This window comes from Mycobacterium sp. E3198 (genome assembly GCF_001667015.1).
Taxonomy (GTDB): Bacteria; Actinomycetota; Actinomycetes; order Mycobacteriales; family Mycobacteriaceae; genus Mycobacterium.
The window spans coordinates 1-15,663 of record NZ_LZIS01000076.1; the positions used below are offsets into that span (position 1 = coordinate 1).

A 15,663-nucleotide genomic window follows, 5' to 3' on the forward strand; every position below is an offset into this window, starting at 1 on the left:
CACCGCGAATAACGACGACCCGTAGTTGTTTTTGGCCGGATGACCGTGCTTGCGGGCGTAGCGCGCGGCGGCCCGGGCACCGCCGAGGTAGTGGGTCAGGCCCATCTCGTGGCCGCCGAACGGGCCGAGCCACACGGTGTAGGACAGCACGGCCAGCCCGCCCGGCCTGGTCACCCGCAGCATCTCGGCGCCGAGTCGCCACGGCCGCGGCACGTGTTCGGCCACGTTGGACGACAGGCAGATGTCGACGGAGCCGTCGGCGAAGGGCAGCGCCAGACCCGAGGCCCGCACGAACGTGCCCGGCCCGCCGGCCAAAACCGGCCCGGCCGCGTGCATCTCGCTCGGGTCGGGCTCCACGCCGAGGTAGCGAACACCGGCATCGGCAAACGCGGCCGCGAAATACCCCGGGCCGCCGCCGACGTCGAGCAACGTGCGGCCGACGGGCGGTCCGCCGTGGACGCCGCGCCACAGGTCGGAGACCATCGCCGCGGTGTCGGCCGCCAGCGCGCGGTAGAAGCGGGCCGGGTCGGACCGTTCGTGGCGGAATTCCGACAGCAGCCGCACCGACCGGCGAAGCGTTGCGCGCCGCGCGAGAAGGTCAGTGACGGCCACCGGCCAACCCTACGGCCGGGCCCGGTGCGCCCCCTCTCGCCCGGCTAGGCTGACCAGTAATGTCTGCTCTCCGCTCCGTCCTGCTGCTGTGCTGGCGCGACACCGGGCACCCGCAGGGCGGCGGCAGCGAAGCCTATTTGCAGCGCGTCGGCGCGCAGCTGGCCGCCTCGGGAATCTCCGTCACGCTGCGCACCGCCCGCTATCCGGGCGCGCCGCGGCGCGACGTCGTCGACGGCGTGCGCATCGACCGTGCCGGCGGCCGATATTCGGTGTACGTCTGGGCGCTGCTGGCGATGGCGGCGTCGCGCGCCGGGCTGGGACCGCTGCGGCGGGCGCGGCCCGACGTGGTCGTCGACACCCAGAACGGCCTGCCGTTTTTGGCCCGGCTGGTGTACGGCCGCCGCGTGCTGATGCTGGTGCACCACTGCCATCGGGAGCAGTGGCCGGTGGCCGGGCCGGTGCTCGGCCGGATCGGCTGGTTCGTCGAGTCGTGGTTGTCGCCGCGGCTGAACCGCCGCAACCAGTACGTGACGGTGTCGCTCCCGTCGGCCCGCGACCTGGTCGCGCTCGGGGTGGCCAGCCGGCAGATCGCGGTGGTGCGCAACGGCCTCGACGAGGCGCCGGCGCAATCATTGTCCGGCCCGCGCTCGGCGGCGCCCCGGGTGGTGGTGCTGTCGCGGCTGGTGCCGCACAAGCAGATCGAAGACGCGCTGGAGGCCGTCGCGGCGCTCCGGCCGCGCCTGCCGAATCTGCACCTCGACATCGTCGGCGGCGGTTGGTGGCGGCAGCGGCTCGTCGACCACGCGCAGCGGCTCGGCCTGTCCGGCGCGGTGACCTTCCACGGCCACGCCGACGACCTCACCAAACACCATGTGCTGCAAAGCTCCTGGGTGCACGTGCTGCCGTCCCGCAAGGAGGGCTGGGGCCTGGCGGTGGTGGAGGCGGCCCAGCACGCGGTGCCTACCATCGGCTATCGCTCCTCCGGCGGCCTGACCGACTCGATCGTCGACGGGGTGACCGGGATGCTGGTGGACAGCCAGGCCCAGCTGGTGGATCGACTCGAACAGTTGCTGTCCGACCCGGTGCTGCGCCATCAACTCGGCGCCAAGGCCCAGGCGCGCAGCGGCGAGTTCTCCTGGACGCAAAGCGCCGACGCGATGCGCGGCGTGCTCGAAGCCGTCCGGGCCGGCGAGTTCGTCAGCGGCGTCGTCTGACCCAGCAGACCACCGAACCGGCCGCGCCGCCGAGCAGCAGCGCCAGCCAGGCCAGGTGCGCGATCAACGTCGCGGTGCGCCGGACCGGCGGGACACCGGCAGTGTCGGCGCCGATCCGGTAGAGAGCCAACTCGTTGTCGCGGTAGACCGGCCGCAGCGCGGCCAGAGTGCGCGCGGCCGCGCCCATGTCGCCGGCGCTGTCCGATTCGACGACCAGCCACCCCACGCCCGCCGGGGCCAGCGCGGCCGGGTCCGGCCCGCTCAGCAGCAGGTCCTGCACTGCGCGGGCGCGGTCGCCCTCCCCTGGCACGACAACCCCCGAGATGGCCAGGTCGCCGGTGCTCAGCACGTCGGCGCGCAGCCAGCGGGGCAGCGGATCCAGCACCGGCGCCGGGCCCGACCAGGAGAACCGCCGCATCGTGCCGGCCGGCAGCACCGCGACCGTCCGCGGATCGGAATTGATCGCCGCCGCGACCGCGGCCCACCCACGCGGGTAGCGCACCGAAGTGACCTTGTTCCAACCGCCCCACGCCAGGTCCGGCAGCGCCAGGATCAGCGCGACGGAGCAGACCAGCGCGGCCACCGACGGCCGCAACCACCGGCGCAACGTCAGCGCGGAGCCGGCGCCGGCCAGCGTGTACCCCGGCAGCGCCAGCGCCACCCACTTCTGTCCGTCGCGCAGCACCCCGAAGCCCGGCGCGGCGTCGACCAGCGCCCGCAGCGCGTGCAGCCCCGGGCCCGTCGCCAGAGCGGCCGGCACCACTACGGCCACCACCGCCAGCGCCAAAAGCGGCACCGCCGCGCGACGGCGCACCACCACCGGCAGCCCGGCCGCCACCACCGCCAGCAGCACCACGGCCGACGACACCGCGAAAAGCGTTGTCCGCGAGGCCGGTACGGCCTCCCCGTTCCAGATGCCGCCGAGGCTGGCCAGGCTGCCCAGCGTGCCCAGGCCCGGCTCGGCCCGCGGCGCGAACGCGTCCACCCCGACGGCGCCCGGTGATCGCAACGATGAGCCCAACGCGGCGGCGGTGAGCCAGGGCAGCGCCGCCACCAGCTCGACGCCCAAAGCCGTTGCGGCACAAACCCGGCGGGTTCGGCCGGCGCCCGGCGCGGCCACGCAGACCAGCGCCACCGCCGCGGCGAGCAACAGGCCGGTCGGAGTCAGCCCGGCCAGCGCGATCCACCACACCAACCCCGACCAGCCCGACCCCGTCGACCGTAGCGTCAGCATCGCCGCCGCGACCCAGGGCAGGCAGCCGTAACCGACCAGCAGGCTCCAGTGGCCCTGCAGAAGCCGTTCGGCGACATAGGGATTCCAGATTGCCAGCGTGGCGGCGACGAATTCGCCGGGCGCGCCCGCGTCGGGCAGCGCCACGGCCGCCAGCCGCGCCGTGCCCCATCCCGCCAGCCACAGCCCCGCCACGAGCAGCGCCTTCACCACCACACCGCCATCGACCACCTGCGAGGCGAGCGCCACCGCGAAGTCCTGGGGCGTCGCGCGCGGTGCCGACGTCAGACCCAGGGCGGTGTCGGACAGGTACGACCGCGGCGTCGACACCGCGTCGCGCAGCAGCAGGTATCCGGGCGCCAGCAGCGGCCCGACCACCAGGAGCGCCAGCAACAGCGCGTACCCCGGCCGGGCCCAGCGCATCCGCGGAAGCTAGGCCCGTTCGGGCGGGCCGGGGGATTCGGGCGGCACGGCGTCGGGCGGCCGCGGTTCGGCGGGCTCGTCCGCCTCCGCGGTCGGCGGATCCGAGCCGGGCGATTCGGGATCGGCGGCCGGGCGCTGCGTGGGCAGCTTCTCGGTCTCGGCCTCGGCGCCGGGCACCCGCTCCTCCGGGCCGGTGCGGCCGAAGAATTCCTGGTCGGAGCGGTCCAGGCCCGGGTCGGTCAGCGCGCTCTCGGTGCGCAGGCTGAACGCCGCGAGCACGCCGCCGCCGACCAGCGCGATCAGGCCTACCGCGGTGAACGTGATCGGCAGCACCCGTGACCACAGCGCCAGCCGGTCGCGCTCGTCGCGCGCGGCGTTGACCTGGGCCTCGACGGTGTCCTCGTTCGAGGTGACGGTGTAATCGGCCAGCGTCAGCTCCGGCTTGAGCGGATCACGGGCGAAGTAGTGGTTGGCGTGCTCTTTCTGCTTGACGATGGTCCCCGACACCGGGTCCACCCAGAAGGTCCGCTGCGCCGCGTAGAAGCGGGTCATGGTGATCTGTTCGTTGGGATCGCCGCCCTGGACGCCCCACATCGCCGCCGAGGCGGTGAACTTGGAGTCCGTCGTCTGGTCGGCGTAGAGCGTCGGGTACGCCACCGGAGCCACCAGCTTGCCGTCGGCGTTGTAGCCGACGTTCTGGGTGAAGCGATAGGTGGTCAGACCGTTGACGTCTTCCTGGGTCTCGTAGTTGACGTCGAAGGGCTTCTGCGCGATCGGGTCGAAGTAGGGGTACGTCTTCTTCTCGGTGTGGAACGGGAACCGGTAGGACAGCCCGTCGTGGCGGAGCGGCATCGCGGTGGGCGGGCTCTCGTCGTTGACGGTGCGCGGCTTCTGCACGGAGCCGCCGGGGTGGGTGTCGTCGGAGACGGCCATCGCGGTCTTGCGGTTGAGCGTGACGGTGTCGACGATCGCCAGCAACAGCCCGCTCTCCTTCTGTTTGTCCGTCCGGCGCACCGAGGTGCCGACCTGCAGCGTGACGACGTCGGCGTTGGCCGGGGATTCGACGTTGACCTGCTGTTGGGAGACCAGCGGCACGTTCTGGTTGACGACGAGGTGGTCGCCGGCCAGCGAGGCGGAGTCGAGCGCGGTCCCGTTGCCGTCGGCGACCAAGGTGGCGTTGATGTCCAGCGGAATCTTGGTGATCCGGCTGCTGGTGTAGGTCGACAGCAGCAGGGCGGCGATCAGCAGGGCGGCCCCGAGCCCGATGATCGCGCATGCGGCGTAACGCAACATGACTGCTCGATTCACGTTGCTGTGCCCTCCTAATGGATCCCCGCGTGGCAAACCCGTTCGACCCTAACAGCAGAATTTAAGGCCGCGGCTTACCCACCCATCCAGCCTCGCGCCGAATACCCGGTTCGTCCGCCGCCACACGACAGGCACACTTGTGGTCGTGACCGAGGGCCAGCAGGTGGGAGGGGTCCGCAACTTCCTGCCCGCCGTGGAGGGGATGCGCGCGTGCGCGGCGATGGGCGTCGTCGTCACGCACGTTGCCTTCCAGACCGGGCACTCCAGCGGCGTCGCCGGCCGCCTCTTCGGCCGCTTCGACCTTGCCGTCGCGGTGTTCTTCGCGCTGTCGGGGTTTTTGTTGTGGCGCGGGCACGCCGCGGCGGCCCGGGGTATGGCGCCGCGGCCGCGCACCGGCCACTACCTGCGATCCAGGGCGATCCGCATCATGCCGGCCTACGTGGTGGCCGTCGTCGTGATCCTCACCCTGCTGCCCGACTCGAATCACGCCAGCCCCACGGTGTGGCTGGCCAACCTGACGCTCACCCAGATCTATGTGCCGCTCACCCTGACCGGTGGGCTGACCCAGATGTGGAGCCTGTCGGTGGAGGTCGGCTTCTACCTGGCCCTGCCCGTGCTGGCGTTGTTGGCCCGTCGACTCCCGACGGCGGCCCGGGTGCCGGCGATCGCCGCGACGGCGGCGCTCAGCTTCGCCTGGGCCTGGGTGCCCGTGTTTCTGCTGGACAGCGGAACCTGGAACAACCCGCTGGACTGGCCCCCGGCGTTTTTCTCCTGGTTCGCCGCGGGCATGCTGCTGGCGGAATGGGTCCACAGTGGGGTGGGCGTCCCGCACCGGCTGGCCCGGCGGCGGGTGCCGATGGCCGTGATCGCGGTGGCGGCCTATTTGGTGGCGGCGTCCCCGCTGGCGGGGCCGGCGGGCCTGGCCGTCGGCAGCCCCGCCCAATTCGCGGTGAAGACGGCGATGGGCGCCGTGGTGGCCTTCGCGCTCGTCGCCCCGCTGGTGCTGGACCGGCCCGACACCCCGCACCGACTGCTGGGCAGCACGACCATGGTCACGTTGGGGCGCTGGTCCTACGGCCTGTTCATCTGGCACCTGGCCGCGCTGGACATGGTCTTCCCGGTCCTCGGGACCTTCGCGTTCACCGGCCGCATGCCCTCGGTGCTGGCGTTGACCCTGATCTTCGGCTGGGCGATCGCCGCGGTCAGCTACGGCCTGGTCGAGTCGCCGTGCCGGGAGGCGCTGCGCCGCTGGGAGAAGCGGCAGCAGCCAACGCCCCCAGTCATTGATGCTGAGGCGGACGCGATCGCGCCATGATCTCCTCGCGCACCGCCGAACGTCGCGCCTTGCCCGCGTCGTCGCGCAACGGGGCGTCGACGAACTCGACGGTGTGCGGCACCTTGTACGACGAGATACGTTCGCGCAGAAACTCTTTCACGCTTTCGTGGTCCAACGCCGAACCGTCGGCCGCGTGCACCAGGGCGTAGGGCACCTGGCCCAGGTCCCCGGCGTTCGGGTCGGGCACGCCGACGACGAGGCAGGACAGCACCTCCGGGTGCGCCGACAGCGCGTTCTCGATCTCGGCCGGATACACGTTGCGGCCGCCGACGGTGAACATGTCGACCCGGCGATCCGACAGGTACAGGAACCCGTCGGAGTCGAAGTAGCCGAGGTCGCCCAGCGAGTCCCAGCCGTCGCGGCTCTTGGCCGACACGCCGACGTAGCGGTAGGTCGGCGCGGAGCCGGGGGCGGGGCGCATGTAGATCTCGCCGACCACGCCGGGTGGGCACGGATTGCCGTCGTCGTCGAGCACCTTCATCTCCCCGGCGACCACCACGCCGACCGAGCCGGGGTGGGTCAGCCACTGGTCACCGGAGATGAAGGTCAACGCCTGTAATTCGGTGCCGCCGTAGAGTTCCCAGACGACCTCGGGGCCCAGCAGGTTGATCCACGCCTCCTTGATCGCCGGCGGGCAGGGCGCGCCCATGTGCCAGAACCGCCGCAGCGAGGACAGGTCGTAGGACCCCGGGTCGGCGTGGTAGACCGGCAGCGCCCGCTGCATGATCGTCGGCACCGTGGTCAAAAACGTGACGCGGTGGTCGGTGATCAGCCGCAGGAAGCCCTGCGGATCGAACCGGCTCATCAGCACCAGGTGGTGGCGCATCAGCAGCGCGATCGTCGCCGTGGTGAAGCCGGTGTTGTGCGACAACGGGATCGGGACCAGCGTGGTGTCGCCCTCCTGCGCGCCCAGTGGGTAGCCGACGGCGGCCGGGATGCGGCTGTCACCGCCGGATTCGATGAGCTTGGGCCGCCCCGTGCTGCCGCCCGAACCCATCGCCTTCCACACCGGCGACACCGCCTCGGGCAGCGCGGCGTCGGACAGGGCCGGGTCGGGAGTGAAACCCGCCGGCACACTTGGCATTTCGGTACTGTCGCGGCCCACCAGCAGCGCGGGGGGCCGCAACGCCAGCAGGCCGGCCAGCTCCGCGTCCGGCAGCCGCGCCGACAGCGGCTGGGGCACCGCCCCGAGCTTCCAGCACGCCACCGCGGCCTGAATCCACTCGATCGAGTTGGGCAGCACCATCGTCACGTAGTCGCCGACCCCGACGCCCCGCTCGGCGTACGCCCGGGCCAGCCGGTTCGTCGACCGGTCGAGTTCGGCGCGGGTGAGCGTCACCCCGTCGCAGGTGACCGCGGGCTCGTCGGGAGCGAGCGCGGCCAGCGCCGAAATCTGTGAACCGATCGGTGCAACCGGCTCACGCATACGCGCCCTGCCGCTCGAAGATGCGCCGCGGGTTGTCGACCAGCATGGTGTGCAACTGCTCGTCGGTGACGCCGCGCTCCTTGAGGGCGGGGATCACGTCGTTGTGGATGTGCAGGTAATGCCAGTTCGGCGCGGCGACCGGCAGCAGTTCCTCGGGCAGCGCGTCAAAGTAGCAGTTGGCGTCGTGCGAGAGCACCATCTTGTCGGCGTGCCCGCGCTCGCACATCGTCGCCACGATGTTCACCCGGTCCTCGAACGGCGAGATCAAATCGATGCCGAATCGGTCCATCCCGAGGTAGGAGCCGGCGGCGATGAGCTCCTCGAGGTAGCCGACGTCGGTGCTGTCGCCGGAATGGCCGATGACCACGCGGCTCAGGTCGACGCCCTCGGATTCGAAGATGCGTTGTTGTTCGAGCCCGCGCCGCAGCCCGGCATGGGTGTGCGTGGAGATCGGCACCCCGGTGCGTTTGTGCGCCTGCGCGACCGCCCGCAGCACCCGTTCGACGCCCGGGGTGACGCCGGGCTCGTCGGTGGCGCATTTGAGGATCCCCGCCTTGACGCCGGTGTCGGCGATGCCCTCCTCGATGTCGCGGACGAACATGTCGGTCATGATCTCCGGGCCGTCCAGCGGCGCGCCCGGGCCCTGGTAGTGGAAACGGAACGGCACGTCGTTGTACGTGTAAAGCCCGGTCGCCACAACAATATTCAGCTCGGTGGCCGCCGCGACGCGCGCGATGCGCGGAATGTAGCGGCCCAGCCCGATCACGGTGAGGTCGACGATGGTGTCCACCCCGCGGGCCTTGAGTTCGTTGAGCCGGTCGATGGCGTCGGCCACCCGCTGTTCCTCGTCGCCCCAGGCCTCGGGGTAATTCAGGGCGATCTCGGTGGTCATGATGAACACGTGCTCGTGCATGAGGGTCACGCCGAGGTCGGCGGTATCGATCGCGCCCCGGGCGGTATTGAGTTCTGACACGGGACTGACTCTAGGTCGGAGAAGCGGTTCACCAACAGGGTCGTGTGCAGTACGTTGCCCCCATGTTGCTCAATCCCAATCACTTGCAACGCCGCTACCCGGACCGTCGCTCGGGCGAGATCATGGCCGCGACGGTGGACTTCTTCGAGTCGCGGGGCAAGGCGCGGTTGAAATCCGACGACCACAACCGGGTCTGGTACTCCGACTTTCTCGACCACGTCGGTCGCGAGCGCATCTTCGCCTCCCTGCTGACCCCGGCCGAATACGGCGCCGGCGATTGCCGCTGGGACACCTACCGGATCAGCGAATTCGCCGAGATCGTCGGCTTCTACGGGCTCAGCTACTGGTACCCGTTCCAGGTCACCGCGCTGGGCCTGGGCCCGATCTGGATGAGCGACAACTCCGACGCCAAGCGCAAGGCCGCCGCCCAGCTGGAGGCCGGCGAGGTGTTCGCCTTCGGGCTGTCCGAGCAGACCCACGGCGCCGACGTCTACCAGACCGACATGATCCTCACACCCTCGGAGCACGGCTGGACCGCCAGCGGCGAGAAGTACTACATCGGCAACGCCAACGTGGCCCGGATGGTCTCGACCTTCGGCAAGATCGCCGGCACCGACGAGTACGTCTTCTTCGCCGCCGACTCCCAGCACGACCGCTACGAGCTGATCAAGAACGTGGTCAACTCGCAGAACTTCGTTGCCAACTACGCGCTGCGCGACTACCCGGTCACCGAGGCCGACCTGTTGCACCGCGGCCCCGACGCCTTCCACGCCGCCCTCAACACCGTCAACGTCTGCAAGTACAACCTGGGCTGGGGCGCCATCGGCATGTGCACGCACGCCATGTACGAGGCGGTCACCCACGCGGCCAACCGCTACCTGTACGGGACCGTCGTCACCGACTTCTCGCATGTGCGGCGGCTGCTCACCGACGCCTACGTGCGGCTGGTCGCCATGAAGCTGGTCGCCACCCGCGCGTGCGACTACATGCGCAGCGCGTCGGCGGCCGACCGCCGCTATTTGCTCTACAGCCCGCTGACCAAGGCCAAGATCACCAGCGAGGGCGAGCGGGTGATCACCGCGCTGTGGGATGTCATCGCCGCCAAGGGCGTCGAGAAGGACACCATCTTCGAGGCGATGACCCGCGAGATCGGGCTGCTGCCCCGGCTGGAGGGCACCGTGCACATCAACATCGGGCTGCTCGGCAAGTTCATGCCGAACTTCCTGTTCGCCCCCAACGCCGAATTGCCCGTGATCGGGCGCCGCGACGACGCCGCCGACGACACGTTCCTGTTCGCCCAGGGGCCCACCGGCGGCCTGGGCAAGGTGCGGTTCGCGGACTGGCGAGCGCCGTTCGAGAGCTTCGCGCACCTGCCCAACGTCGCGCTGCTGCGCGAGCAGGTCGACGTGCTCACCGAGATGCTGGCCAGCGCCACCCCGGATGCCGTGCAGCAGAAGGACATTGACTTCGCGTTCGCGGTGGGCCAGCTGTTTGCGACGGTGCCCTACGCGCAGCTCATCCTCGAGGAGGCCCCGCTGTCCGGGGTGTCCGACGCGCTGATCGACGCGATCTTCGCGGTGTTGGTGCGGGACTTCAACGGCTACGCCGTCGAGCTCGGCGACAAGCCCGCGACGACGGACGAACAGGCCCGCCTGGCGATGCGGATGATCCGCCGCCCGGCCCACGACCCCGCGCGCTACGACCAGGTCTGGAAGGAACACGTGCTGCCGATCAACGGCGCCTACCAGATGCGGCCGTGACGCGGGCCGCAAGGCTGCGGGGCCCTTGACTGTGACGTGGCTCACCGTAAAATGACCAGTGGTCATCGACGCTAGGAGGCAGCATTGCCCACGGTGACATGGGCGCGGGTCGATCCCGCGCGCCGCGCGGCGGTGATCGAAGCCGCGGAAGACGAGTTCGGGGCGCACGGCTTCTCGCGGGGCAGCCTCAACGTGATCGCCCGCCGGGCCGGGGTCGCCAAGGGCAGCCTGTTCCAGTACTTCGCGGACAAGCGCGACCTCTACGCGTACGTCACGGACGTCGCCAGCCAGCGGGTGCGCGCCTACATGGAGGACCTGATCCGCGACCTGGACCCGAGCCGGCCGTTCTTCGACCACCTCACCGACCTGCTCGACGGCTGGGTGGCCTATTACGCCGAGCATCCGCACGAGCGCGCCCTGCACGCCGCGGTGAGCCTGGAGGTCGACACCGAGGCCCGCATCAGCGTGCGCAGCGTCAGCAACCGCCACTACCTGGAGGTGCTGCGGCCGCTGGTGCGCGCCGCGCAGCAGCGCGGCGACCTGCGCGCCGACGCGGACACCGACGCCCTGCTCTCGTTGCTGCTGATGATCTTTCCGCACCTGGCGCTGGCCCCCTACATGCGCGGCCTGGACCCGGTGCTGGGGCTCGACGAGCCCACGCCGGAGCAGCCGGCGCTGGCCGTGCGCCGGCTCGTCGCGGTGCTGGCGGCGGCCTTTTCGGCGCATCCGGCGAATTCCGTCGCCGGCCCCGAACCGAAACTATCCGAGGAGGTCACATGACACGCACGCATTCGGGCTCGATGGTCGCGGGCGGGCTCAACTGGGACAGCGTGCCGCTGCGCCTATTCGCCGGCGGCAACGCGAAGTTCTGGAATCCCGCCGACATCGACTTCTCCCGCGACCGCGCGGACTGGGAGGCGCTATCGGACGACGAACGTCATTACGCGACGCGGCTCTGCGCGGAGTTCATCGCCGGTGAGGAGGCGGTGACCGAGGACATTCAGCCGTTCATGGCCGCGATGCGGGCCGAGGGTCGGCTGGGCGATGAGATGTATCTGACCCAGTTCGCTTTCGAGGAAGCCAAACACGTCCAGGTCTTCCGCATGTGGCTCGACGCCGTCGGCATCACCGGCGACCTGCACGCCTACCTCGAGGACGTCCCCACCTACCGGACGATCTTCTACGAGGAGCTGCCGGATTGCCTGGGCGCGCTGGCCAGCGATCCGTCTCCGGCCGCGCAGGTCCGGGCGTCGGTGACCTACAACCACATGGTCGAGGGCATGCTGGCGCTGACCGGCTACTACCTCTGGCACAAGATCTGCGTGGAACGCGGCATCCTTCCCGGCATGCAGGAGCTGGTCCGCCGCATCGGTGACGACGAGCGCCGCCACATGGCGTGGGGCACGTTCACCTGCCGGCGCCACGTCGCCGCCGACGACGCCAACTGGGGTGTCTTCGAAGCCCGGATGAACGAGCTGATGCCGCTCGGACTGCGCGTCGTCGAAGAGGGCTTCGCGCTGTACGACCCGATGCCCTTCGGCCTGTCGGTGGACGACTCCATGCAGTACGCCGCCGACAAGGGGATGCGGCGGTTCGGCACCATCAACAGTGCCCGCGGGCGGCCCGTCGGCGAGATCGACCTCGACTACTCGCCGCTGCAGCTGGAGGACACCTTCGCCGACGAGGACGAGAAGGCGCTGGCTGCCGTCTCCTGAGGCCGCTACTCGACCTTGCTGTCGCCGGCCGAGCCGCTTTCCGACTCGCCGACCCAGACGGTCTTGGCGTTGCAGAACTCCCGGATGCCGTGGCCGGCGAGTTCGCGCCCGTAGCCCGACCGCTTGACGCCGCCGAAGCCCAGCTCGGGGTAGGACACCGTCATGCCGTTGATGAACACCTGGCCCGCCTCGATGTCGTCGATGAAGCGCCGCTGCTCGGCCTCGTCGTTGGTCCAGGCGTTGGAGCCCAGCCCGAAGGTGGTGGCGTTGGCGATCTCGATGGCCTCGTCGATGTCCTTGGCGCGGTACATCGACGCGACCGGGCCGAAGACCTCCTCGGTGTAGAGCGCCATGTCCTTGGTGATGTCGGTGACCACCGTCGGCGGGTAGAACCAGCCCGGCCGGTCGATCGGCTTGCCGCCGGTGCGCAGCGTCGCGCCCGCCGCGACGGCGTCGTCGACCTGCTTGGCGATCTCGTCGCGGCCCGACTCCGTGGCCAGCGGGCCCACGTCGGTGTCCGGGTCGGTCGGGTCGCCGACCTTGAGCGCCTCCATCCGGTCGACGTACTTGTCGACGAACGCGTCATAGATGTCGGCGTGGACGATGAACCGCTTGGCGGCGATGCACGATTGCCCGTTGTTCTGCACGCGGGCGGTGACGGCGGTCTTGACGGCCTCGTCGAGGTTTGCCGACGGCATCACGATGAACGGGTCGCTGCCGCCCAGTTCGAGCACCGTGGGCTTGATCTCGTCGCCGGCGATGGCGGCGACCGACTGCCCGGCCGGTTCGCTGCCGGTCAGGGTGGCCGCCGCGACGCGGGGGTCGCGCAGGATGCGCTCGACGGCGCTGGAGGAGACGAGCAGGGTCTGGAAGCAGTCCTCCGGGAAGCCGCCCCGCGCGATGACGTCGGCGAGGTACAGCGCGCTCTGCGGCACGTTGGAGGCGTGTTTGAGGATGCCGACGTTGCCGGCCATCAGCGCCGGGGCGGCGAAGCGGACGGCCTGCCACAGCGGGAAGTTCCACGGCATGATGGCGAGCACCACCCCGAGCGGTTGGTAGCGGGTGTAGGCCTTGGCGGCGCCGACCTTGGCCGCGTCGGCCGGCTCGTCGGCCAGCAGCCGCTCGGCGTTCTCGGCGTAATAGCGAAATCCCTTGGCGCACTTGAGCGTTTCAGCCTTGGCCGAGGCCAGGGTCTTGCCCATTTCCAGGGTCATCATCGCGGCGACGTCGTCGGCCTCTTTCTCCAAGAGGTCCGCGGTGGCGTTTGCCCACGCCGCGCGCTGGGCAAAGGTGGTGTTATGGCGGTAGTCCTGGAACCGGGCGTAGGCGCGCGCGATGGCGGCGTCGACTTCCTCGTCGGTGGCGGGGGTGAAGGTTTTTACTGTCTCGCCGGTGGCCGGGTTGATCGTGGCGATGGGCACGCTGAGATCCTTCGCTTCGGGGTTGGTAAGAGGTCCAACACCCAGCCTGCCACTATCGTTCCCCCAAGGGAGGTGCCGCATGAGTAAAGCCGCTCAGCTGATGGTGAAGTGCCTGGAGAACGAGGGCGTCGCGGTGGTCTTCGGGCTGCCCGGCGAGGAGAACATCCGGTTCGTGCAGGCGCTGGCCGCATCACACATCCGGTACGTGCTCACCCGGCACGAGCAGGCGGCGTCGTTCATGGCGGAGATGTACGGACGGGTCACCGGCCGGGCGGCGGTGGTGTCGGCGACCCTGGGCCCAGGGGCCATCAACATGCAACTGGGCGTGGCCGACGCGACCACCAACAGCACCCCGATGGTGGCGATCTCGGCGCAGGTGGGCCAGGACCGCGAGTACAAGGAGTCGCACCAGTACGTCGACCTGGTGTCGATGTTCGCCCCGATCACGCGGTGGGCCGCGGGCATCCCGACCCCGCGCGCCATACCCGAGATGATCCGCAAGGCGTTCAAGCTCGCCGAGGCCGAGCGCCCGGCCGCGGTCTACCTGGCCGTGCCCGAGCACATCGACGCCGATGAGACCGACTACGACCTGACCCCGTTGCCCCGCAACGTCGTTCGACCCGACGCGCCGGCGCCCCGTCAGGTCGAACGGGCCGTCGAGATCCTGCGCCACGCGAAGCGGCCGGTGGTGCTGGCCGGGCACGGCGCCGCCCGCGCCGACGCCACCAAGGCCCTCGTCCGCTTCTCCGAGGAGTTCGGCATCCAGGTGGCCAACACGTTCCACGGCAAGGGCGTGATGCCCGACGACCATCCCAACAGCGCCGGGACCGTCGGGTTCATGCGGCACGACTACGTCAACTTCGGTTTCGACAACGCCGACGCCGTCATCGCCGTCGGCTACGAGTTGCAGGAGTTCGACCCGGTCCGGATCAACCCCCAGGCCGACAAGAGGATCATCCATGTGCACCGCTTCCCGGCCGAGGTCGACGCGCACTACTCGGTCGACGTCGGGATCATCGGCGACATCAGCGATTCGCTCAACGCGCTGACCGACGCGCTGGCCGGCCACAGCTTCACCCACGCCGCCGACGTGCCCGGTTCGGGCCTACTGGCCGACGAATTCGCGCGGGGACAACAGGATTCGCGCTACCCCCTGGCCCCGGCGCGGGTGGTCGCCGACACCCGCGAGGCGCTGGGCCGCAGTGACGTGGTGCTGGTCGACACCGGGGCCACCAAAATGTGGATGGCCCGGCTTTACCCGACCTACGAGCGGAACACCTGCCTGATCTCAAACGGGTTGTCCACCATGAGTTTTGCGCTACCCGGGGCACTCGGCGTCAAGCTGGCACGCCCCGAGGCCAGGGTGCTGGCCGTCGTGGGCGACGGCGCGTTCCTGATGAACTCGCAGGAAATCGAGACCGCCGTGCGAGAGCGGATCCCCCTGGTGGTGCTGATCTGGGAGGACGGCGGCTACGGCCTCATCGAATGGAAGATGGACCTCGAACTCGGTGAACACTACTACGTCAAGTTCGGCAACCCCGACATCGTGACCTACGCGGAAAGCTTCGGCGCCAAGGGGTATCGGATCGGCAGCGCCGACGAGTTGTTGCCGACGCTGCGGGCCGCCCTCGACGACGACGGGGTGTCGCTGATCTGCTGCCCGGTCGACTACTCGGAGAACTTGCGGTTGACCGACCGGCTCGGGGAGCTGGACGAAACCCTATAGCCGTTTCCCGCCGGGAGCGCTACAGTGCGCAGGTGCCGACTGGTCGATGTCGGCAGGGTGCGGCCGGTTCGGCATGGCTTGTCGGTCATGACGAACTGAGAGGTGCCCCATGTCGTTCGTTATCGCGGCCCCGGAGATGGTGACAACGGCGGCAACGGATTTGGCGAATATCGAGTCAGCGATCGGCGCCGCGAACCGAGCGGCCGCGGCACCGACGACCGGGCTGCTTGCGGCGGGCGCGGATGAGGTGTCGGCGGCGATCGCGGCGGTCTTCGCCGGCCATGCCCAGGCCTACCAGGCCGTCAGCGCCCAGGCGGCGGCGTTCCACGCCCAGTTCATGTCGACGCTGAACGCCGCCGGGGGCGCCTATGCCGCCGCCGAGGCGGCCAACTCCTCGCCGTTGCAGACCCTCATGCCCCTCTGGCAGGACGTGCGCGGGGTAATCAATGCGCCCACCAACGCGTTGCTCGGGATCCCATTGATCGGCAAGGGCACCAACGGGGCGCCGGGGACGGGGA

At 70.1% G+C, this 15,663-nt stretch carries 12 protein-coding genes and 1 pseudogene; 7 read left to right on the top strand and 6 right to left on the bottom strand.

Translation table 11 applies throughout. The features are described 5' to 3' along the window. Nucleotides 1–612 (bottom strand): class I SAM-dependent methyltransferase (locus tag A5673_RS08655; RefSeq protein ID WP_068229973.1); only part of this gene is annotated, 612 nt, incomplete at its 3' end. 59 nt (nucleotides 613–671) lie between these two features. Here A5673_RS08655 and A5673_RS08660 point away from each other — a divergent pair. Beyond that, on the top strand, nucleotides 672–1,826 hold the full coding sequence (locus A5673_RS08660) for a glycosyltransferase family 4 protein (RefSeq protein ID WP_068229934.1): 1,155 nt from the start codon (nucleotides 672–674) through the stop codon (nucleotides 1,824–1,826). Here the strand turns inward: A5673_RS08660 and A5673_RS08665 are convergent. Both A5673_RS08665 and A5673_RS08670 read right to left on the bottom strand, forming a co-directional pair. Further along, the gene (locus tag A5673_RS08665; protein WP_068229941.1) at nucleotides 1,810–3,480 is read right to left on the bottom strand and encodes a hypothetical protein; all 1,671 of its coding nucleotides are present in this window, start codon (nucleotides 3,478–3,480) and stop codon (nucleotides 1,810–1,812) included. The genes A5673_RS08660 and A5673_RS08665 overlap by 17 nt on opposite strands. 9 nt (nucleotides 3,481–3,489) lie before the next feature. Beyond that, the gene (locus tag A5673_RS08670; RefSeq protein ID WP_197518332.1) at nucleotides 3,490–4,788 is read right to left on the bottom strand and encodes a DUF3068 domain-containing protein; all 1,299 of its coding nucleotides are present in this window, start codon (nucleotides 4,786–4,788) and stop codon (nucleotides 3,490–3,492) included. A gap of 84 nt (nucleotides 4,789–4,872) precedes the next feature. Here A5673_RS08670 and A5673_RS08675 point away from each other — a divergent pair. After that, nucleotides 4,873–6,103, top strand: a pseudogene (locus A5673_RS08675) (acyltransferase family protein). Here A5673_RS08675 and A5673_RS08680 read toward each other — a convergent pair. Next, entirely contained in the window at nucleotides 6,069–7,550 is a 1,482-nt protein-coding gene (locus A5673_RS08680) for an AMP-binding protein (RefSeq protein ID WP_068229949.1), read from the bottom strand. The pseudogene A5673_RS08675 and the gene A5673_RS08680 overlap by 35 nt on opposite strands. Continuing rightward, complete coding sequence (locus A5673_RS08685) at nucleotides 7,543–8,523, bottom strand: phosphotriesterase (protein ID WP_068229952.1); 981 nt, start codon at nucleotides 8,521–8,523, stop codon at nucleotides 7,543–7,545. The genes A5673_RS08680 and A5673_RS08685 overlap by 8 nt, the downstream gene beginning before the upstream one ends. A gap of 62 nt (nucleotides 8,524–8,585) precedes the next feature. On the opposite strand from A5673_RS08685, the gene A5673_RS08690 reads away from it, so the two are divergent. The 3 genes from A5673_RS08690 (at nucleotide 8,586) to A5673_RS08700 (ending at nucleotide 11,998) form a co-directional block, all read left to right on the top strand. Beyond that, the gene (locus A5673_RS08690) at nucleotides 8,586–10,283 is read left to right on the top strand and encodes an acyl-CoA dehydrogenase family protein (RefSeq protein ID WP_068229954.1); all 1,698 of its coding nucleotides are present in this window, start codon (nucleotides 8,586–8,588) and stop codon (nucleotides 10,281–10,283) included. An 84-nt stretch (nucleotides 10,284–10,367) separates the two neighbouring features. Then, complete coding sequence (locus A5673_RS08695) at nucleotides 10,368–11,063, top strand: TetR/AcrR family transcriptional regulator (protein WP_068229963.1); 696 nt, start codon at nucleotides 10,368–10,370, stop codon at nucleotides 11,061–11,063. Next, on the top strand, nucleotides 11,060–11,998 hold the full coding sequence (locus A5673_RS08700) for a R2-like ligand-binding oxidase (RefSeq protein ID WP_068229966.1): 939 nt from the start codon (nucleotides 11,060–11,062) through the stop codon (nucleotides 11,996–11,998). Before A5673_RS08695 ends, A5673_RS08700 begins: the two co-directional genes overlap by 4 nt. A 5-nt stretch (nucleotides 11,999–12,003) precedes the next feature. On the opposite strand, the gene A5673_RS08705 is transcribed toward A5673_RS08700, so the two are convergent. Then, the gene (locus A5673_RS08705; protein ID WP_068229968.1) at nucleotides 12,004–13,419 is read right to left on the bottom strand and encodes an NADP-dependent succinic semialdehyde dehydrogenase; all 1,416 of its coding nucleotides are present in this window, start codon (nucleotides 13,417–13,419) and stop codon (nucleotides 12,004–12,006) included. Between the two features lie 79 nt (nucleotides 13,420–13,498). On the opposite strand from A5673_RS08705, the gene A5673_RS08710 reads away from it, so the two are divergent. Further along, a complete protein-coding gene (locus A5673_RS08710) occupies nucleotides 13,499–15,145 on the top strand; it encodes an acetolactate synthase large subunit (protein WP_068229971.1) in 1,647 nt (548 codons plus the stop codon). 109 nt (nucleotides 15,146–15,254) lie between these two features. Then, a partial coding sequence (locus A5673_RS08715; RefSeq protein WP_156748017.1) for a PE family protein occupies nucleotides 15,255–15,663 on the top strand: 409 nt, incomplete at its 3' end.